At 68.1% G+C, this 19,268-nt stretch carries 16 protein-coding genes; 5 read left to right on the top strand and 11 right to left on the bottom strand.

Features of this window, described 5'->3' with window-relative positions:
• Positions 1-482 precede the first annotated feature (482 nt).
• Positions 483-1,901 (top strand): AAA family ATPase, encoded by a 1,419-nt coding sequence (locus tag FJM51_RS07925; RefSeq protein ID WP_140453598.1) that lies wholly within the window; start codon positions 483-485, stop codon positions 1,899-1,901.
• Entirely contained in the window at positions 1,879-2,973 is a 1,095-nt protein-coding gene (locus FJM51_RS07920; RefSeq protein WP_140453597.1) for a ParB N-terminal domain-containing protein, read from the top strand. The genes FJM51_RS07925 and FJM51_RS07920 overlap by 23 nt, the downstream gene beginning before the upstream one ends.
• Before the next feature lie 294 nt (positions 2,974-3,267).
• On the opposite strand, the gene FJM51_RS07915 is transcribed toward FJM51_RS07920, so the two are convergent.
• From FJM51_RS07915 to FJM51_RS07900, 4 genes are all read right to left on the bottom strand, one after another.
• Positions 3,268-4,893, bottom strand: coding sequence for an ABC transporter ATP-binding protein (locus FJM51_RS07915; protein ID WP_140453596.1), 1,626 nt, complete (start codon positions 4,891-4,893; stop codon positions 3,268-3,270).
• A complete protein-coding gene (locus FJM51_RS07910) occupies positions 4,886-5,713 on the bottom strand; it encodes an ABC transporter permease (protein ID WP_140453595.1) in 828 nt (275 codons plus the stop codon). The genes FJM51_RS07915 and FJM51_RS07910 overlap by 8 nt, the downstream gene beginning before the upstream one ends.
• Positions 5,710-6,702 carry an ABC transporter permease gene (locus FJM51_RS07905; protein WP_140453594.1) on the bottom strand — a complete coding sequence of 331 codons (993 nt, stop codon included), beginning with the start codon at positions 6,700-6,702 and terminating at the stop codon, positions 5,710-5,712. The genes FJM51_RS07910 and FJM51_RS07905 overlap by 4 nt, the downstream gene beginning before the upstream one ends.
• Positions 6,703-6,797: 95 nt before the next feature.
• Positions 6,798-8,408: an ABC transporter substrate-binding protein gene (locus tag FJM51_RS07900; RefSeq protein ID WP_140453593.1), complete on the bottom strand. Its 1,611-nt coding sequence runs from the start codon at positions 8,406-8,408 to the stop codon at positions 6,798-6,800.
• 191 nt (positions 8,409-8,599) lie between these two features.
• Between FJM51_RS07900 and FJM51_RS07895 the strand changes: the two genes are divergently transcribed.
• Both FJM51_RS07895 and FJM51_RS07890 read left to right on the top strand, forming a co-directional pair.
• Entirely contained in the window at positions 8,600-9,484 is an 885-nt protein-coding gene (locus FJM51_RS07895; protein WP_140453592.1) for a MurR/RpiR family transcriptional regulator, read from the top strand.
• Positions 9,474-10,352, top strand: coding sequence for a carbon-nitrogen hydrolase family protein (locus tag FJM51_RS07890; protein ID WP_140453591.1), 879 nt, complete (start codon positions 9,474-9,476; stop codon positions 10,350-10,352). The genes FJM51_RS07895 and FJM51_RS07890 overlap by 11 nt, the downstream gene beginning before the upstream one ends.
• 26 nt (positions 10,353-10,378) lie before the next feature.
• Here FJM51_RS07890 and FJM51_RS07885 read toward each other — a convergent pair whose 3' ends face one another.
• The 6 genes from FJM51_RS07885 to FJM51_RS07860 all read right to left on the bottom strand — a co-directional run bounded on the left by FJM51_RS07885 (position 10,379) and on the right by FJM51_RS07860 (position 15,857).
• Positions 10,379-11,125, bottom strand: coding sequence for an amino acid ABC transporter ATP-binding protein (locus FJM51_RS07885; RefSeq protein ID WP_140453590.1), 747 nt, complete (start codon positions 11,123-11,125; stop codon positions 10,379-10,381).
• Between the two features lie 23 nt (positions 11,126-11,148).
• Complete coding sequence (locus FJM51_RS07880) at positions 11,149-12,060, bottom strand: amino acid ABC transporter permease (RefSeq protein WP_140453589.1); 912 nt, start codon at positions 12,058-12,060, stop codon at positions 11,149-11,151.
• On the bottom strand, positions 12,057-12,800 hold the full coding sequence (locus FJM51_RS07875) for an amino acid ABC transporter permease (protein WP_140453588.1): 744 nt from the start codon (positions 12,798-12,800) through the stop codon (positions 12,057-12,059). Before FJM51_RS07875 ends, FJM51_RS07880 begins: the two co-directional genes overlap by 4 nt.
• Positions 12,801-12,877: 77 nt before the next feature.
• Positions 12,878-13,768 (bottom strand): transporter substrate-binding domain-containing protein, encoded by an 891-nt coding sequence (locus FJM51_RS07870; protein ID WP_140453587.1) that lies wholly within the window; start codon positions 13,766-13,768, stop codon positions 12,878-12,880.
• Positions 13,769-13,877: 109 nt separating this feature from the next.
• A complete protein-coding gene (locus FJM51_RS07865; RefSeq protein ID WP_181164483.1) occupies positions 13,878-14,696 on the bottom strand; it encodes a MurR/RpiR family transcriptional regulator in 819 nt (272 codons plus the stop codon).
• A gap of 264 nt (positions 14,697-14,960) precedes the next feature.
• Positions 14,961-15,857, bottom strand: a complete 897-nt coding sequence (locus tag FJM51_RS07860) for a MurR/RpiR family transcriptional regulator (protein WP_181164482.1) — start codon at positions 15,855-15,857, stop codon at positions 14,961-14,963.
• 140 nt (positions 15,858-15,997) lie between these two features.
• On the opposite strand from FJM51_RS07860, the gene FJM51_RS07855 reads away from it, so the two are divergent.
• The gene (locus FJM51_RS07855) at positions 15,998-18,409 is read left to right on the top strand and encodes a GcvT family protein (RefSeq protein ID WP_140453584.1); all 2,412 of its coding nucleotides are present in this window, start codon (positions 15,998-16,000) and stop codon (positions 18,407-18,409) included.
• Between the two features lie 91 nt (positions 18,410-18,500).
• Here FJM51_RS07855 and purU read toward each other — a convergent pair.
• Positions 18,501-19,268 (bottom strand): formyltetrahydrofolate deformylase (gene purU / locus FJM51_RS07850; protein ID WP_140453583.1); only part of this gene is annotated, 768 nt, incomplete at its 5' end.

The raw sequence follows: 19,268 nt of genomic DNA, 5'->3' as shown, positions 1-19,268 counted from the left end.
GGTTCCTTTGCCCCCTTCCCGTCCGAACGCGTTCCCGAATACGGGTTCCTTTCGCGGTGATACCACCCCAATTTCCGGCGTCGAGGGTTCGACGGGGGCATTTTCTCAGCAAAAATAGCCTTGATGGCCCGCTCCTGCGAATCGGTGCCCCATCCACCGGCAACGGGTACTTACCCTCCCGTCCACGGGTCCCGGTCATCCCGTAGACGGGGCCCGCTGCTCCTGTCCATGGATACCCATTGCCCCTCAACGGATTGATTTTACACCGAATCCCGAGCGCAAAGACTCTAAACTCTCTAAAGATTCCTGAACTTTAGAGTTCACTCCCCACCACCCTACATGACGCTTGAACGGCTGGTTTCGCTGCGAAACCAGCGTCATGCGCCGCGCGCCTTACGATATAATTCCCTCGGCGTTCGCGCTGTGCGATAAGGCTGAGGAGGCCGCAGGCGTTTCCTGTAACAACTAGGGAAAGTTCGAGCATGACCCGCAAGCCGGAACCGGCACCCCCTCCCCCACCCTATTTCAATCTCGATCCAGAACGAGCCGCGACGCGGCTTGGCGACAGCATCGATACGACCCGATTCGCCAAAGCCGCGGCCTTTGCCGCGCGCGGCCGACAGGATCTGGCGAAAAAGGGGTACGCACCCGACGGCAAGAAGCGGCTGCGAAAATTCTCCACCTGGGAGGTCTGCCGTTATTTGCTCCCCGTCGCTCCCGCGCATTTCCGCAGGGTACTGCGGCAGAACCCGGACCTGCCTCAGGGCGAAGGCTCGGGTGGCACGAAGTGGTTCACGCTCGAGGAAGTTCTCCGACTTCGCGCGCATCTCGCGGACGAGGGTCTCGCGACGAAACAGTATCGTCCCTATCGGCCGAAGGGGGTGAGCGCCAAGATCACGGCGGTTGCCAATTTCAAGGGGGGCGTCGGCAAGACATCGACGGCGGCGCATCTCGCGATGGCGGCGGCGCTCGACGGCTACCGCGTGCTGGTGATCGACCTCGACAGCCAAGGCTCGATGACCTCGATCCTGGGTGGCGAGGTTCCGGACGAATGGATGACGGTCTTCCCGCTGATCGCCAAGGATTACGTGCGCTATCTCGACGACGAGAACAGGGTCCGGGCCGCGCGCGGTCAGCCCCCCCTCCCTCTCGACGAGACGCTCTCTGAGGCGCGCACGCGCACCGCCCGCGACGTGATCCAGACCACCCACTGGCCCAACATCGACCTGATCGGCGCGCAGCTCAACCTCTACTGGGCTGAGTTCCAGATCCCCGTCTGGCGCATGCAGGCGCGCGGCTGGCCGCTCTGGGACGGGCTGTCGAATTTCCTGAACGACGAAGGGTTGCTTGATACCTACGACGTGGTGATCCTCGATACGCCACCCGCGCTCGGCTACCTGACCATCAACGCGCTCGCCGCGGCCGACATCCTGCTGGTGCCGCTCGGCGCGTCCTTCCTCGAGTTTGATTCGACCGGGCGTTTCTTCGACATGCTCTATTCCACCTTCGCCTCGATCGAGGCGGGCGAAAACGCGGCGCGCCGCGCCGCCGGGCTGGAGGAGGTGCGGTTCGAATGGGATGTGGTTCGCGCGCTGCTGACGCGCTACGACGCGAACCAGCAGGGCGACCTCGCCAACGTGATCCAGGCCTACTTCGGCGACCTGATGTCGAGCCACCGGCAGGAATTCACCGCGCTCGTCGGCCAGGCGGGCGAGCAGGTGAACGGCATCTACGAGGCCGACTACCGCGACTTCAACCGCGAGACCTATACCCGCGGCCGGGAAGCGTTCGACCGGACCTACGCCGAATTCAAGGAACTGCTGATCGGCTGCTGGTGGCGCGACCAGCAAATGCTGCGGGCGGAGAAGGAGGAGCGGCATGGCGCGCAGAAAGCGGGTTGAGGGGCCGAGCCCCGAGGAGTTGATCGCGCTCGAGCAGGGTTTCGCGACGAAACCGGCGAGCAATCCCTTCGCCGTGCCACCGATCGCGCAGGTCGCGGCCGAAGCCGCCGCCGCCGCCGATCCCTTGCCGTCGGAGGCGCGGGTCGAGGCGGCGCGCGACCGCGCCGACGCGGAGGCTCTGCGCGCGGCCGAAGCCGAGGGCCGGGTGATCGCGCGGGTTCGCGTCTCGGAGATCGTCGTCGACGAACTGACCCGGGACCGGATGGCACTGGACCGGGAGGAACTCGACGAGCTCAAGATTTCGATCCGCTCCAACGGCCTCCGGCTTCCGGTGGAACTGTTCGAGCTGGCGACGCCTAAGGCCGGTCAGGGCTACGGCCTGATCTCGGGCCTGCGCCGGGTGACGGCGATGCGTGAGCTCTATGGTCCCGATGCGACGATCGCGGCGCTGATCCGGGAGCCCGCGGATGCCGCGGAGGCGGTCGCCGCGATGGTGGAGGAAAACGAGATCCGCGCGGGCCTCAGCCATTACGAGCGTGGCCGCGTGGCCGCGCTCGCGGTCGGGCAGGGGCGCTTCGCCGATCTCGACGAGGCGGTGGCGCGTCTCTTCGCCTCGGCGTCGAAGGCGAAGCGTTCCAAGATCCGCTCCTTTGCCCTGGTCCACGAGGAACTCGGAGACATGCTCTCCTTCCCGCAGGCGCTGACCGAAAAGGCGGGGCTCCGGCTCGCGAACGCGCTGCGGCTCGGCTTCGAGGAGCGGCTGCGGGCGGCGCTCGCCGAGGGGCGGGGGGTGGACGCGGCCAGTGAATGGGAGGCGATCGCTCGGGTGATCGAGGAGGCGGACGCGGGCTCGCGGCTCGCCGCGCGAGGCGGACGCCCCAGGAAGCGGGCCGCGGCGTCCGGAGGAGGGCAGGGGCCGCGCGAGGGACGGGAACTCGCGAACGGAGTGGTGATCCGGCATGAGCGGGATGACGCCGGTCACCTGATCCGTTTCGAAGGCGCGGGCGCCGACGCGGACTTGGTGGAACGCGCGATGCAGCGGATCATTGATCTCTTTGGCCCGGCGCCCTGAGAGCGGGACCGGTTTCGCCGCGAAACCTGGCGTTGGTGGGGGTGCGCCGTTCCGTGCGATGTCAGCGCCATCGGATCGAAGATGAGAACGCAGCTCCTGCCTCTCCCGGGGGAGATTCCCCGGAAGGTACGCCACGCCTCCCGCGGGCGGCTGGGAGGAAGCGAGGGGCACGTAATGTCTGATAATCCGGACTTACCGGGCATTACGAGGCGGGGCAGGAGGCGGCGGTTTTTCGCTTCGGGCTGGCCATGCAGCGCCGGGGCGGACGGACGGACGGCGACCGGAGGGGGATGCCTATTGATCCGGATCCTTTCGCATGGCCAGCGTCTCCTCCAGCCAACCCAGCCGCATCTCCGGCACGCAGGCGAGAAGCCTGGCGGTGTAGGCGTCGAAGGGCGGGGAGAGCGCGGCGGATTTGCGGCCGGCGCGGACGACCTTTCCCCGATGCATGATCGCCACGGAATCGGCGAAGGCGCGCACGATGCCAAGGTCATGCGTGATGAACAGGTAGGATACTCCCGTCTCCCGCCGCAGCCGCGCCAGCAGACGCAGGATGCCCTCCGCCACCAGCGGATCGAGGGCCGAGGTGGGCTCGTCGCACAGGATGATCTCGGGCTCCGCCGCCAGCGCGCGTGCGATGGCGACCCGCTGCTTCTGGCCGCCGGAGAGTTCCGCCGGATAGCGGTCTAGGAATCCCCGCCCCATCTCGATCTGCTCGAGCAGTTGCGTCACGCGCGCGGTCTTCGCCGCGCCGCGCAGGCCGAAGTAGAAGCCGAGCGGCCGCCCGATCAGCTCGCGCACGGTCTGGCGCGGATTGAGCGCGGTGTCGGCCATCTGGTAGATCAGCTGGATCCGCCGCAGCTGGTCGCGGTCGCGCCGGGCCGCAGAGGGCGGCAGCGGCGCGCCCTCGAACAGCACGCGGCCCGTGGCGGGCGGCAGGAGCCCGGTGATCACCCGGGCCAGCGTCGACTTGCCCGAGCCGGACTCGCCCACGATCGCCAGCGTCTGTCCCTTCGGCAGACGCAGGCTCACGCCCTCGAGCACGTTGGCGCCGCCGCCATAGCCGGCGCTCACCCCGTCGATCTCGAGAACGGCGCCGGACTGGTCGGCGGCTTCCGCCCGCGTGGTCCGCTGCGCGCTGACCAGCGCGCGGGTGTAGTCCTTCCCGGGCGCGTCGATGATCTGGCGGGCGGGTCCGTACTCGACCACGCGGCCATGGCGCAGCACCATGATGTCATCGGCGACCTGCGCCACCACGGCGAGGTCGTGGGTGATGTAGATCGCGGCGGTGCCCGTCACCTCGATCGCGTGCTTGATCGCGGCCAGCACGTCGAGCTGGGTGGTGACATCGAGCGCCGTGGTCGGCTCGTCGAAGACGATCAGCGCGGGGTTCGGGCAGAGCGCCATCGCCGTCATCGCCCGCTGCAGCTGCCCGCCCGAGACCTGGTGAGGGAAGCGGTCTCCGAAACTCGCGGGATCCGGCAGGCCGAGGATGTCGAAGAGATGCACGGCCCGGGCGCGCGCGGCTTCGCGGCTCATCAGCCCGCGCAGCAGCGTGGCCTCGATCACCTGGTCGATGAGCCGGTGCGCCGGATTGAAGGCGGCTGCGGCGGACTGGGCCACGTAGCACACCCGCGCGCCGCGCAGCCGGTTCACGTCGCGCCGGCCCAGCGACAGGATGTCCGTGCCGTCGAGCAGCACCTGTCCGCCGGTGATGCGAACGCCGCCGCGCCCATGGGCGAGGGTCGCGAGGCCGATCGTCGACTTGCCGGCGCCCGATTCCCCGATCAGCCCCAGGACCTTGCCGCGGGCGAGGTCGAAGGACACGCCCTCGACCAGCGTCACCTCGCGCGGAGGCTCGCCGGGCGGATGGCTGATCGCGCCGATCCTGAGATCGCGGACCGACAGAAGCTCAGCCATCGCCGCGCCCCCCCTTCAGGCTGGAGGTGCGTCTGAGAAGCCAGTCGACCACCAGGTTGACGCAGATCACCAGCGCCGCGATCGCGGCGCCGGGTACCAGCGCGGCCGAGATCCCGAAGATGATGCCGTCCTTGTTGTCCTTGACCATGCCGCCCCAGTCCGCGGCCGGTGGCTGGATCCCGAGGCCGAGGAACGACAGCGTCGACAGGAACAGGATCGCGAAGGCGAAGCGCAGGCCGAACTCGGACAGGAGCGGCGAGAGCGTGTTGGGCAGGATCTCGCGGAATATGATCCAGAGCGGCCCCTCGCCGCGCAGACGCGCCGCCTCGACGAAATCCATCACCGCGACATCCAGCGCCACGGCGCGGCCGATGCGGAACACCCGGGTCGAGTCGAGCACCGCCATGACCAGGACCAGCACGAACAGGTTCTTCGGCAGGATCGCCAGGGCCACCAGCGCGAAGATCAGCGTGGGGATCGACATCATCAGGTCGTTCCCGCGCGAGAGCACCGCGTCGATCAGTCCGCCCGACACCGCGGCGGCGAAGCCGAGCAGGATGCCGAGGCCGAAGGACAGGATCGTCGCCGCCAGCGCGACGGCGAGCGTGACGCGCGCGCCGTAGATCATCCGGGACAGCAGGTCGCGCCCGAGATTGTCGGTGCCGAGCAGGAACCGCGCGCTCGCCGGCTCCCAGACGCCGCCGACGATCTGGCGGTCGGTGTAGGGCGCGATCAGCGGCGCGAAGATCGCGCAGATCGCGACCGCGGCGATGCCGGCGAGGCCGATCCAGGCGCCGGCGGGGATCGCTCGCAGCCTCATCGGGGGTGCCTCAGCCTGGGGTTGGCCACGATCGCGATGATGTCGGCCAGCATGTTGAGGAAGATGTAGATCGCGGCGAAGATCAGACCGCAGGCCTGCACCACCGGCATGTCGCGCACCGTCACCGCGTCGACCATGTACTGGCCCATCCCGGGATAGACGAAGACCACCTCGATCACGACGACGCCGACCACGAGATAGGCGAGGTTGAGCGCGATCACGTTGACGATCGGCGCCACGGCGTTCGGCGCCGCGTGGCGCAGGATGATGCGCAGCGCCGACAGGCCCTTCAGCTCGGCCGTCTCCACGTAGGGCGAGGACATGACCGAGATCAGCGCGGCGCGGGTCATCCGCATCATGTGCGCGAGCACCACGAACACGAGCCCGGTCACCGGCAGCGCGACGACCCGCAGCCGCTCGAGCAGGCCCATCCCCTCATGCACCGTGGCGGGGAAGGTGGCGAGATTGAGCCTGATCGCGAAGAACAGGATCAGCAGATAACCCACGAAGAATTCGGGCAGCGAGATCGCGGCCAGCGAGGCGAGATTGATGATCCGGTCCGGGGCGCGGTCGCGGAACCGCACCGAGACGACGCCGAGGAGGATGGCCAGCGGCACCGAGATCGCCGCGGCCACTCCGGCCAGGAACAGCGAATTCGACAGCCGCTGGCCGATCTGCTCGCTGACCGGGCCGCGGCTGGCCCAGGAGGTGCCGAAATCGCCCCGGAGCGCTCCGGCCATCCAGTCCAGGTACCGCGTCGCCGCCGGCTGGTCGAGACCGAGCTGGGCGCGCAGGTTCGCCACGGCCGCGGGGGTCGCCGACTGGCCGAGATAGGTCGTCGCGAAATCGCCGGGCATCGCCTCGAGCCCGCCGAAGATCAGGATCGACACCGCGAAGAGCAGCGCGATGGATAGCGCGAGGCGTCGAACGACCAGACGCGCGAGCGGATGTCGGTCACCCCGGCGGACCCCGGCGGTCTGGCTTGGCATGCGCGATCCTCGAAGCGGAAGGGGATGACGGGTGGCCGAAGGAGGGACGGACGTCGCCGGGGCGCGCGGTGGCCCGCCCTGGCCGTCGTTTGCGATCAGGCGAACCACCAGCGCTCGACGGCGTGGTAGCCGTCGAGCGGCCAGGTGCCGGTGAGCGCGTCGCCGTGCATCACCGTGTCGCGCCGGGCGAAGACGTATTTCTTGAAGAAGGGCACCGGGGTGCCGGCCTCGTCGCGCACGATCCGCTGCAGTTCGGCGTACATGTCGGCGCGCCTGGCGTTGTCGAGCTCGGCGCGCGCCTCGACCAGGATCCGGTCGAAGCGCCCGTCGCTGAACATGGATTCGTTCCAGGGAGCCCCGCTCTGGTAGACCAGCGACAGGATCATGTCCGGCGTCGGGCGCGCGCCCCACTGGCCGAGGGTGAACGGCTTCACGTTCCAGACGTTCGACCAGTAGCCGTCGGTCGGCTCGCGCACGATGTTGAGGTCGATCCCGGCGTCGACAAGCGCCTGCTGGTAGAGCACCGCCGCGTCGACCCCGCCGGCGAAGGGCGCGTCCGAGCAGTGGAAGTCGACCGAGAGCCGGTCGAACCCCGCCCGTTTCAGATGGAAGCGCGCCTGCTCGGGGTCGTAGGGGCGCTGCTCCAGGTCGGCGTGGAAGGGCATCGTGGGCGCGACCGGGTGGTCGTTGCCGATCACGCCGTAGCCGCCCAGGACCGTGTCGATGATCTGCTGGCGCGGCAGTCCGAGCTTCAGCGCCATGCGCACGTCGGCGTTGTCGAAGGGCGCCACGTTCATCCGCATCGGCATGGAAACGTAGGATGCGGTGTCGGCGGTGTCGATGAGGATCCCGGGCGCGCGGCTCAGGAGCGAGACGGTGTTGACGCTGACCTCGTCCACCGCGTCGACGCTGCCGGTCATCAGCGCGCTCTGCCGGGCGGTCGCGTCGTTGATCGAGGTGAAGACGACGCCGTCGAAATACGCGGCGTCCTGCTTCCAGTAGTTCGGGTTGCGCACCAGCTCCGTCCGCACGCCCGGCTGGTGCGAGACGACCATGTAGGCGCCGGTGCCGTCCTCGGAGATCACCACGCCGCCCGCGCCGTCCGAGGGCAGGATGCACAGGTGGTAGTCGGTCATCAGGTACGGGAAGTCGGCGTTGCCGCCCGAGAGCGTGAAGATCACGCGGTTCGGCCCGTCGGCCTTGATGTCGGCGATCTGCTCCAGCAGCGAGGCGACGGCGGACTCGGACTTGGGGTCGCGATGGTAGTTGATCGTCGCGATCACGTCCTCGGAGGTCATCGACTTGCCCGAGTGGAAGGTCACGCCCTCGACCAGATCGAAGGTCCAGGTCTTCGCGTCGGGGGTCGCCTGCCAGCTCTTCGCCAGTTCCGGGCCGAGCGTGTTGTCGGACCGGATCGTGGTCAGCATGTTCCGGTTCACGTGGTTCATGTGGATCATGTACCGCGTGTTGGTGACCGCCGGATCCCAGTTGTCGGTCGAGGCTCCGTCGGCCATGCCGACGCGGAAGGTGCCGCCGCGCGTGGGCGTGGCCCGGGCCTGACCGCTCATCAGCGCGGTCGTCGCCGGCAGGGCGAGGCCGAGCGCCAGCGCCCGCCCCACGAAGGCGCGGCGATTCATCCGGCCGGCGCCCAGATCGCGAAGCGCGGCGTCGATCGCGCGGTGATTCGTCGAATTCTCGTTCGTCATGAATAACCTCCGCAGGGGGCGCCGGGTGTCGTCGCGGTTCGCCTGGACCCGGACACATGCATAGGCGCATTTGGTCCATACGGTCCAGAGAAAATTTACTATTGGATCAAATGATCCATTGTGCTTGAGTGGCGCAGGCTCCACAACGGGGGCGGCCGGTTCCGTTCGGAGCGCCGGCGGGGGAGGCGATCTTGAATGAGCCTGAAAATTTTCGCGGAATTCTCGACCGGATGGCGCAGCTGCGGCCGACGCTCAGTCCGCAGCTTCAGAAGATCTGCGGCCATGTCCTGAACCAGCCGGGCAGCGTGGCGACCCTGTCGATGCGCAAGGTCGCGGCCGAGGCGGGCGTGCCGCCGCCGACGCTGCCACGCCTGGCGCAAGCCGCGGGCTTCGACACCTACGAGGCCTTCCGGGACGTCTTCCGCGCCCATTTCCAGAGCCAGGCGCAGTGGTACCCCGAACTCGCCGAGGATCTGCAGCGCGAAGGCAGCGCGCGCGGCGCCGCCCATCTGACCGAGAGCTTCAGGCGCGAGTCGCTGGCCAACATCGACCGGCTGTTCCGCGACCTCGACGCGACGCTGCTGAGCGAGGTCGCCGACAGGCTGAGCCGGGCGCGCATGGTCTATGTCGCCGGGATGCAGGGGTCCTTCGCGCTTGCCATGTACGGCCATTACATAGCGGGAATGGCCTTTCCGAACTGGCGGCTGCTCGAGGCGCGCCCGAACCAGATGTCCGACCTCGCGGTCGACATGGGGCCGAGCGATGTGCTGCTGGCGATCTCGACGCCGCCCTGCGCGCGCATGACCATCGTGCTCGCCGACGCGGCGCGGGCGCGGGGCGCGCATGTCATCGGCCTGACCAACACAAGGCTCTCGCCCCTCGCCGAGCGGTCCGACACCATCGTGCTCGCCTCCACCGAGAGCCCCCAGTATTTCGACTCCATCGTCGCGACGGCGCTGGCGCTGGAAGTGATCGTCGGACTGCTGGTCGCGCGCGGCGGACCGGAGGTCGTGGCGAACATCGAACGCATCGAGACCTTCAGGAAGAACTTCGGCGAGTACTGGGATGAAAACTGACAAGACCGCTGGCTCCTCAGACGATGGCCGCCCCACCCTGCGCCTGCTCGCCTGCCAGGTCGCGGTTCCCGAGACGCGCGACGCGGCCGCCCGGGGCCGCCACCTCGCGCGCTGCGCGGCCGAGGTGTCGCGCCGGCTCGCCGAGGCTCCGGAGCCCATCGACCTCGTGGTCCTGCCCGAGCTTTCGAGCATCGAATACTCGCGCGAGGCGTTCGAGCGGCTCGACGAACTGGCCGAGCCGCTCGACGGCCCGAGCTTCGCCACCTGGTCCGGGGTGGCGCGACGCCACGGCGTGACCATCGTCTACGGCGCCGCGATCCGGGGGCCGGGCGGAGACCGGATCACGCAGGTCGTCGTCGGCCCCGACGGCGCGCGGCGCGGCGCCTATGCCAAGATCCACACCGCGCAGTTCGGCGCCTCGATGGAGAAGGAGTTCTTCGTGCGCGGCGAGACGCTGGTCGTGGTGGAGGTCGCGGGGTTCCGCGTCGCGCCGATCATCTGCTACGACATCCGCATCCCCGAACTCAGCCGCGTGCTCTGCGTCGACCAGGGGGTCGACCTGCTGCTGCATTGCGGCGCCTACGCGCACGACCTGTCGTTCTACAGCTGGCACGATTTCGTCGTGACCCGCGCGCTGGAGAACCAGGTCTACATGCTGAGCCTCAACCGCGCGGGCGCGGACTTCGGCGCCTCGATGTTCTGCGCCCCCTGGGTGGACGAGACCGCGCCGCCGGAGAACCTCGGAGCCGAGGAGACGTTCCGGACCTTCACCCTGACGCGCGCGGCGCTCGCGGAGGCGCGCGAGGTCTACCCGTTCCTGGCCGACCGGCTGGAGGATTACGCGGGCCTGCCGCTCGCGCTCGGCTGAGCCGCCCGGCTGTCCGGCGCCGGGCGTCACAGCACCTGATCCAGGAACTCGCGCGTGCGCGGGTCCTTGGGGTTGGCGAAGAACTCGGCGGGCGGACCATGTTCGACGACCACGCCGCGGTCGGTGAAATATATATGGTCGGCGACCTCGCGCGCGAAGCCCATCTCGTGGGTGACGAGGATGCAGGTCATGCCCTCCTCCGCCAGCGCCTTGATCGTGACCAGCACCTCCTTCACCGTCTCGGGGTCGAGCGCGGCGGTGACCTCGTCGAAGAGCATCACGTCCGGGTTCATGGCGAGCGACCGCGCGATCGCCACGCGCTGCTGCTGGCCGCCCGACAGTTCGCCGGGATAGCTGTCTTCCTTGCCCGAAAGCCGCACCTTGGCCATCAGCGACCGGGCGCGCTTCTCCACCTCCGCCTTGTCCTGCCTCAGCACCAGGACCGGCGCCATCATCACGTTCTGCAGCGCGGTCTTGTGGGGAAAGAGGTTGTACTGCTGGAAGACCATGCCGACCTTGCGCCTGAGCGCGAGCTTGTCGAGCTTCGGATCATGGACCTCCTGGCCCTCGAGGGTGATGGAGCCCTCCTGGATATCGTTGAGCGCGTTGATGCAGCGGATCAGCGTCGACTTGCCGGAGCCCGAGGGACCGATGATGCAGATCACCTCGCCCTTCATGACGTCGAAGCTGATGCCCTTGAGGACCTCGAAATCTCCGAAGCTCTTGCGCACGTTCCTGAGCGACACGATGGGCTTGTCCGGTGTCCAGGTCATTGAAGCATCCTTTCTTCCGCCGCTCAGAGCCTGGTCGCGAAACGACGCTCGAGCCGGCGCGTAAAGAGGGCGATCGGGTAGATGTAGAGGAAGAACCAGCTCATCAGCCAAAGGTAGAGCGGGATGAGGAATTCGCTGCGGTTCTCGGCGGCGAGCGCGTCCTGCGTCAGCGTCATCGCGTCCGAGATGCCGAGGATCGAGATCAGCGGCGTCGACAGCGTCAGGATGCAGTACCAGTTCATCCAGGGCGGGATCATCCGGGTGATGCATTGCGGCAGGATGATGCGCCAGATCGTCTGGCGGCGGCTGAAGGCGAGGCTCTCGGCGCTTTCCCACTGGCCGGTCGGGACGGAGGCGATCGCGCCCCGCACGATGTCCGAGATGTTGGCCATGATTGGCAACGACAGCGCGAGCGTGGCCTTCCACCAGCCCTCGAGCACCAGCGGGTGGCCGAAGACCTGCGCCCTGTAGGGCATCAGCAGCATGACGTAGAACAGCAGGACCAGCCAGGGCGAGTTGCGGAAGATCTGCGTGACGAGCCGGCTCGCCCCGCGCACGAGGCCGATGCGCGACACCTGGCCGAGGCCGACCCAGAGGCCCAGCACCGTGCCGATCGCCATCGCGCCGAAGCTGACGACGATGTTGAGGAGGAAGCCGCCGAGGACCCCCTCGGGGCCGCTGAACATCATCGGGGTCCATTTGACCAGGGTCTGGAACGCGGTCTGATCGGCGTCGCCCTGCATCTGCGCGAGGGCCGCGTCCGTCACGAGCCAGATCGCCAGCACCCCGGCCAGCAGCGGCGCCAGCCGCCGGTCGCCCGCGAGCGCCGCCCAGTCGGAGACACCCGGCCCGCCGCGGTCCGGGAGCCGGAATGGCAGCATGACCGGCAGATCGGTGCCATTCCTCGCGGCCGCGCGATGGGAGGAGCGGATCATCGCGCCGCTCCGTATCCGGGAATGCGCATGTTCTTCTCCCAGGCGTGCATCATCCAGACCAGGATCCCGACGAGGATCAGGTAGGTGACCCAGACCACGTTCATCATCTCGACGACGTTGTACTCGTCCGACCAGATCTGGTTGGCGACGTAGAGCGTCTCGGGGACGGCGATCGCGTAGGCGACGGTCGTCGTCTTGACGAGGTTGACGAGGTTCGAGTTCAGCGCCGGCAGGCTCGCCCTCAGCGCCAGGGGAAGCGTGACGTGGCGGTAGATCTGGAAGCGTGTGTAGGCGAGCGCTTCCGCCGCCTCGATGGTCGCGCCCGGCACGGAGCTCATGCCCGCGCGGAAGATCTCGACGTTGAAGGCTCCCGCGAAGAAGGACAGCGAGATCACCGCCCAGCCGAAGTTCGACACCAGTCCGCCGCTCACGCCCAGGAGCGACGACAGGGCGCGATCGACGGCGAAGTAGAAGAAGTACATCTGCACGAGCGGCGGCGTGCCCCGGAAGAACGCGATGTAGGCGGCGACGGCCATCCGCGGCGCGCGCGCGCGGGTGCCTTGCAGCCAGACGCCGACGATGCCGATGACCACGCTCAGCACGATGCAGACGACCGAAAGCTCGATGGTGGTCAGGATGCCGGCGAGAAAGCGGGCGCGGTCCCACGAGTCGGAGAAGATCGTGAGGTTGATGCCGTGCGCCTCGTAGAGCCAGAGGAAGAAGTCTTCGACGGATTGCATGAGCTGCCCCCCGGGAGCCGCGGTGCCTGTGGGATGGGGCGGCCTCCCGGGAGAGGCGCGCGCCCCGCGAGAGAGGCCTATTCGCCCTCGTCGAGCACATCGTCGCAGATCGGCTCGCCGGCGAGGCAGGCTTCATGCATCTTCGCCAGCCAGGCGGTCGCCGGGATGTTCCACTTGGACTCGAGTTCGACCAGATAGCCGGAAGTGTGCCAGTCGATGATCGCCGCCGAGAGCGCCTTGCCCAGAGGGGCATCGCGATCATCGAGGCGGACGGCGGCCCCCCACGGCGCGTCGGCCACCACCGGCGTCGCAATCTCGTAATCCGCCCATTTCTCCGGCTCGTTCACCTTGCGCGGCACGAAGGCCGAGTCGTCGTAGAGCCAGCCGTCGCAGCGGCCTTCCAGGATCGCGCTCTCGACCTCCGGAACACCGGGGAAGACCACCATGTCGGCGCCGTTCTTCAGGCCGTAGTCCTTGACGTACCAGCTGCCCTGGATCGCGCAGATCTTCTTTCCTTCGAGGCTGTCCCAGCCGTCGATGCCGCTTCCCTCGCGGGCGAGGATGGCGACGCCCGAGGAATAGTAGTCGGGCTGCACGATGCCGATGATCTTCCGGCGCTCCGGCAGGTCGTTCATCGTGGCAATCATCACGTCGATGCGCCCCTGCTCGAGGAACTGCATCCGGTTCGAGGCCACGACAGGCACGAGTTCGACCTCGATCTCCTTGCCGGCCTGCTCGCCGATGCGCTTTGCGAAATCGTTGATCATGTCGATTTCCATGCCGACGATCTCGCCGTTGGCATCCCGCATCCCCCAGGGGGCGTAGTCGGTCTTGACGCCAGCCACGAGCTTGCCGTTGGCGATGATGTCGTCAAGGGTATCGGCGGCGGCCGGCAGCGCGGTCAGCGCGGCGAGGCCGAACGCGAGCGCGCCGTTCCTGAGCCAGCGCTGCGTGTGGTTCACGGTCATTCGTCGGATCCTTCCTTTGCGTGGGGGATTGGCAGTGGTTCGGCGTTTCGTCCTGCAAGCCCGCGTCGCGCCCCTCGGGCCATCCAGCGGGGCGCGCGAGCGGGCGGGATCAGTCGGGTCGGTCGATCTCGTCGCTCCAGTGCTCGTGAAGCGTGGCGTTGGTGAGGTCGATCCGCGCGAGCCGCTCCTGGGCGCGCGCTCCGGCGCGGCGCACGACGAGGCCGATCAGGGTTTCGACCAGCACCATGACGGCGGCCTGCGAGGGGAAGAACTGCGGGCTCGCCGTCCGCACCCAGAAGACCTCGCCCGCGACCTCCGTCAGCGGCGAGGAGTGGCTGTCGGTGACGCAGACGAGCCGCGCGCCCTGCTCCGCGATCAGCCGGGCGCCCCGGATCGTGCGTCGGGCGAAAGGTTCGAAGCCCAGCACGATCGCCGCGTCTTCCGGACCGAGATCGATGATCTGGCCGGAAAGCGGACCTCCGCGGCCCAGCACCGTCCAGTTCGGCAGCGCCATGCCGCAGACGTAGCCCAGGTAATCCGCGATCACCGCCGAGCTGAGCGATCCCAGCAGGGCCACCCGCCGCGCGCGGGCGAGCTGCTCGGCCGTGGCCTCGAGCCGCTCCAGATCGACGGATTCCAGAAGGCTCTGTATGTTCGAGATCGTCGCCGCCGCGTGCCTAACGAGGAGCGGCTCCCGCGTCCCGGGCCGCGCGGCCTGCGTGTCATCGCCGCCTTCGAGGAAGCCGAGCACGCGGTCCGCGAAGCGCGCGGAGCGCAGCCGGAACTCGGCGCGGCACATCTCGCGCAGCTCGTCGTAGGTCTCGCAGCCGATGGCGCGCGCGAGGCGGGAAAAGGTCTGCGGCGGCAACTCGGCCTGGCGGGCGACATGGCGCAGGGAATAGGTCGCGACCTCTTCGGGACGCTTCATCACGAACCCCGCCGCCCGCCGCAGGGTCGGGCTGAGATCCGGGAGCTTCTGTCCAAGCGTCTGGTGCAACGAACTCGAGGCGGTCATCGAATCGTCCAGTGTGAGTCGGGTCTGGAACGATCGTTACCGATCCGCGAAGTCTTTGGAACAGATGAAACCTGAGAGGAGCGAGTTTTTTTACATCTGTTTCAGCCCGCCGTGACCCGTCTGCCTGCTTCTTGGGCGCAAGGCTCAGCCACTGGTCAGTTTGCGAACCCGGCGCGCCTAGTCCGGCGCTCTCGGCTGCGAGGAGCCCGGGCGGTTCCAGTAGAGCCCGCTTGCCCGCAGGGCGGTTTCGACCGCCGCGATCCGATCACCCACGGAGGAACCCGAGCGCGAGATCGCAAGCGCGATCAGCGTCTCGACCAGGAGGAACGGCTGCACATAGCTCGAGAAGAAGCCCGGTGTGTCCGTGGCGACCAGGAAATGTTGTTCGGAAATTTCCGAGACCGGCGACAGCGGGCTGTCCGAAATTCCGATGACGCCGGCCCCCCGCGCCCGGGCGATCTCGAGCGCGGTGATGGTCCTGGCGGCGTATGGCGAGATGGCGATGGCGAAGACCATGTCCTCGGGCCCGAGCGTCGCGAGGCTTGCCATCGAATCGAGGTCCGCCTCGTGCCAGTTCGGAAAGGCGAGCGATGCGATGTAGGCGCCGTAGCGGGCGACCGCGCCCGAGCTCATCGAGCCGACGAACCAGACGCTCCGGGCGGCGAGAAGGCGCCGCGCGGCGGTTTCGAGCGCCGCGTCGGGGGTAATCCGGGCCATGTCGGCGAGGCCGTCGATCGCCGACCGCGTCGCCGCGTTGAGCAGTCCCGCCGGCGCGGCATTGTCCGGCGTTCCGTGGCGAAGCCGATCGGCCTGCGCGGCGTAGCGGCTCCTCGAGCGGAGCAGTTTCCTGCAATCCTGCTGGAGTTCGTCGAAGCTGGCGTATCCAAGCACCCGCGTCAGTCGGGTGATGGTAGGCGGACTGACCCCGATGCGCTGCGCGAGCTGGCGGAGCGAGCGCAACGCGACCTCCTCCTGATTGCGCGAGATCCATTCGGCAACCCGGCGCATGCCCGGTGTGAGCTCGTCGGCCCGTGCGCGGATCTTGTCGTTCAACGCGGTGTCGCTGTCGCCCATCATGGTCCATAGAAACAAATGTTACAAAGAGCGTTTACTTGGGAAACGCATGGAGTCAGGGTCATGCCGCGCGGCGGCTGGATCGAGTCTCCCATCGGGCGGGGACACCGGGCCGCGACCGGAGCACGACAAGACATCCCATGACTGAGCATGCCAGGATCATCATCATCGGCGGCGGCATCGTCGGCGTATCGACGCTCTACCACCTCGCGAAGGCGGGCGAGAAGGACGCGCTGCTGCTGGAGCGGCGCGAGCTGACGGCCGGCGCGACCTGGCACGCGGCGGGAAATGTCCATACGCAAAGCGCCTATGCCAATCTCTCGGCGCTGCAGGCCTATTCGCTCAGGCTCTACGACGGACTCGCGGAAGAAGTCGGGCAGGAGGTCGGATCGCATGTCGTGGGTGGCTTCTTCCTGGCACAGACGCGGGAGCGGATGGAGGAATTCCGGCACCTCGCGGGCAAGTTCCGCGCGCTCGGTCTCGAATATGAACTGGTGACGCCGGGCGAGATCAAGGCGAAATACCCGCTGATGAATACGGATGGCCTCGTCGGTGGCGCGTGGGATCCCGAGGAAGGCTACGTCGATCCCTATTCGGTGACCATGGGTCTGGCAGCCGGCGCGCGCAAGTACGGGGGGCGCATCCGGCGTGGGACGCAGGTCGACGGCATCACCCGGCTGCCGTCCGGTCACTGGCGGCTGACCGCGGGCGACGCGGTCTTCGAATGCGAGATCCTGGTGAACTGCGCGGGCTTCTGGGCGCGCGAGGTCGCGGAGATGGTCGGGACGACGCTGCCGATCACCAACATGGAGCATCATTATCTCGTCACCGAGGCGATGCCCGAAGTCGCCGCGCTCGACTGCGAGCTGCCGATGATCCGCGATACCGACAGCCAGTACTACCTGCGTCAGGAAGGCAAGGGCCTGCTGCTCGGGCCGTGGGAGCGGGACTGTCGCCGTGCCTGGGGCCACGGCCGTGCGCCCTGGAGCTTCGGTCAGGAGCTGTTCGAGAACGACATCGACCGACTGTCCGACGTGCTGGGCGCGATCTACGACCGGATTCCCTCGCTCGAGACGGCCGGCATCCGGCGGATCGTGAACGGCGCGATCAGCTTCGCGCCGGACGGCCGTCCGATGATCGGCCCGATGCCCGGCGTGCCGGGTTTCTTCGTCGCCTGCGGCTTTCTGGGCGGCATCGCGCAGGGGGGCGGCATCGGGCTGGCGATGTCGCAGTGGATCCTCGAGGGCGAGCCCGAGCGTGATCTTCACTTCATCGACGTCGCCCGTTACGGCGACTGGACGACCCGCGAGTTCGCCCGCGAACGCACCTACGAGATCTTCCCGATCCGCTACGAGATCATCTATCCGCAGCTCGAGCGCGCGAGCGGCCGCGACCAGAAGGTCACGCCGATCCATACCGACCTGCTGGCCCGGGGCGCGGTGATGGGGCAGGCGTTCGGCTGGGAGCGACCGCTGTGGTACGCGCCCGAAGGCGTCGCCCCGAAGGACGAGCCGAGTTTCCACCGCCCGAACTGGTGGGAGCACGTGGGCCGCGAGGCCAAGGCGATGGCCGAGGGGTGCGGGCTGAGCGAGATGTCGAGCTATGGCAAGCTGCGCGTCCGGGGGCGCGACGCGGCCGCCTTCCTCGACCGCGTGGGCTCGGCCAAGGTGCCCGGGGCCGCGGGCAAGGTCGCGCTGTCGCTCCTGCTCAACGAGCGTGGGGGCATCATCGCCGACGTCACCATCACGAAGGAGGCCGACAACAGCTTCTATCTCGTCTGCGCGACCACGGGCGTGCTGATCTGCCAGCGCTGGCTCGACAGCCACGCCGCGGGCTTCGAGGTGACAATCGAGAACGTCACCGACGCCACGGCGGTGCTCGGCGTGGCGGGGCCGAACAGCCGCGCGCTCCTCAACCGGCTGTCCGACGGGGCGTTCGACGACTTCCCGCTCATGACTTCGAAAGTGGTCGAGATCGGGAGCGCGCGCTGCCGGGCGATCCGCGTCAGCTTCTCCGGCGAACTCGGCTGGGAACTGCATTGCCCGATGGTCCGGCAGAAGCCGCTGTTCGACGCTCTCGTCGCGGCCGGGTCCGATCACGGCATGGTGCTGCTGGGCACCCGGGCCCTCGGCATGCTGCGCATCGAGAAGGGCTACCGCGGCTGGGGCGCGGAGCTGACCGCCGAGGTCACGCCGTCGGCGGCGGGGCTGGAGCGCTTCTGTTCGCGCGGGAAGGACTACATCGGCCGGGCCGCGGTGGACGCGCTGCGCGGCGTTGTTCCGCCGAAGCGCTACGTCACGCTCGAGATCGCGCCCGAGGCGCCGCCCTGCTGGGGAACCGAGCCGGTGCTGAGAAACGGCGAGCTGATCGGGTACGTGACCTCGGGCGGCATGGGCTGGCGCTCGGGGAAAATGCTCGCCGTGGCCTGGGTCGGCGCGACGGATCTCTCGCCCGGCGACGCGGTGCAGGTGAGCGTGCTGACCGAGACCTACGCGGCGCGCGTGGGCGCGGATTCGGTCTACGATCCCGCGAACAGCCGCCTGCTGGGCTGAGGCGGCGCGAGAAGGCATCGCGGATAGGCGAAAGGGCCGGAGCATCCGATGCTCCGGCCCTTTCCGTGGGGACCTCTCGCGGGCGGGACGCTCAGCCCATCCGTTCGGAGGCGAAGGAGCCGGGCGAGGCCGGGAAGACGACGGTCTTGTTGCCGTTCAGGAAGGAGCGGCGGTGGATATGGGCGTGAATCGCACGGGCGAGCACCTGGCTTTCCACGTCCCGGCCGAGGCTCACGTAGTCGTCGGGCGACTGCGCGTGGGTGACGCGGATGATGTCCTGCTCGATGATCGGCCCCTCGTCGAGGTCGGCGGTGACGTAGTGCGAGGTCGCGCCGATGAGCTTCACGCCACGCTCGAACGCCTGCTTGTAGGGGTTCGCGCCCTTGAAGCTCGGCAGGAAGGAGTGGTGGATGTTGATGATCCGGCCCGACATCTCGCTGCACATCGCGTCCGAGAGCACCTGCATGTAGCGCGCGAGCACGATGAGTTCGGCGCCGGTCTCGCGCACGATCGCCATCTGGCGCGCCTCGGCCTCCGGTTTGTTCTCCTTCGTCACCTTGATGTAGTGGAAGGGGATGTCATGGTTCACGACGACCTTCTGATAATCGAGGTGGTTCGAGATCACCGCGACGATGTCGATCGGCAGCGCGCCGATCCGCCAGCGGTAGAGCAGGTCGTTCAGGCAGTGGCCGAAGCGCGAAACCATGATGATGACCTTCATCCGGTCGCTCTCGTCATGGATCGCCCAGGTCATCCCGAAGGGCTCCGCCACCGCGTCGAACCCCTCGCGCAGCGAGGCGAGATCGGCCTTCTCCTCGGAGACGAAGCTCACGCGCATGAAGAACCGGCCGGTCTCCGA

Source organism: Amaricoccus solimangrovi, from assembly GCF_006385685.1.
GTDB lineage: Bacteria > Pseudomonadota > Alphaproteobacteria > Rhodobacterales > Rhodobacteraceae > Amaricoccus > Amaricoccus solimangrovi.
The sequence above is the reverse complement of the archived record's forward strand: the minus strand, read 5'-3'. Positions and strand labels throughout refer to the sequence as shown.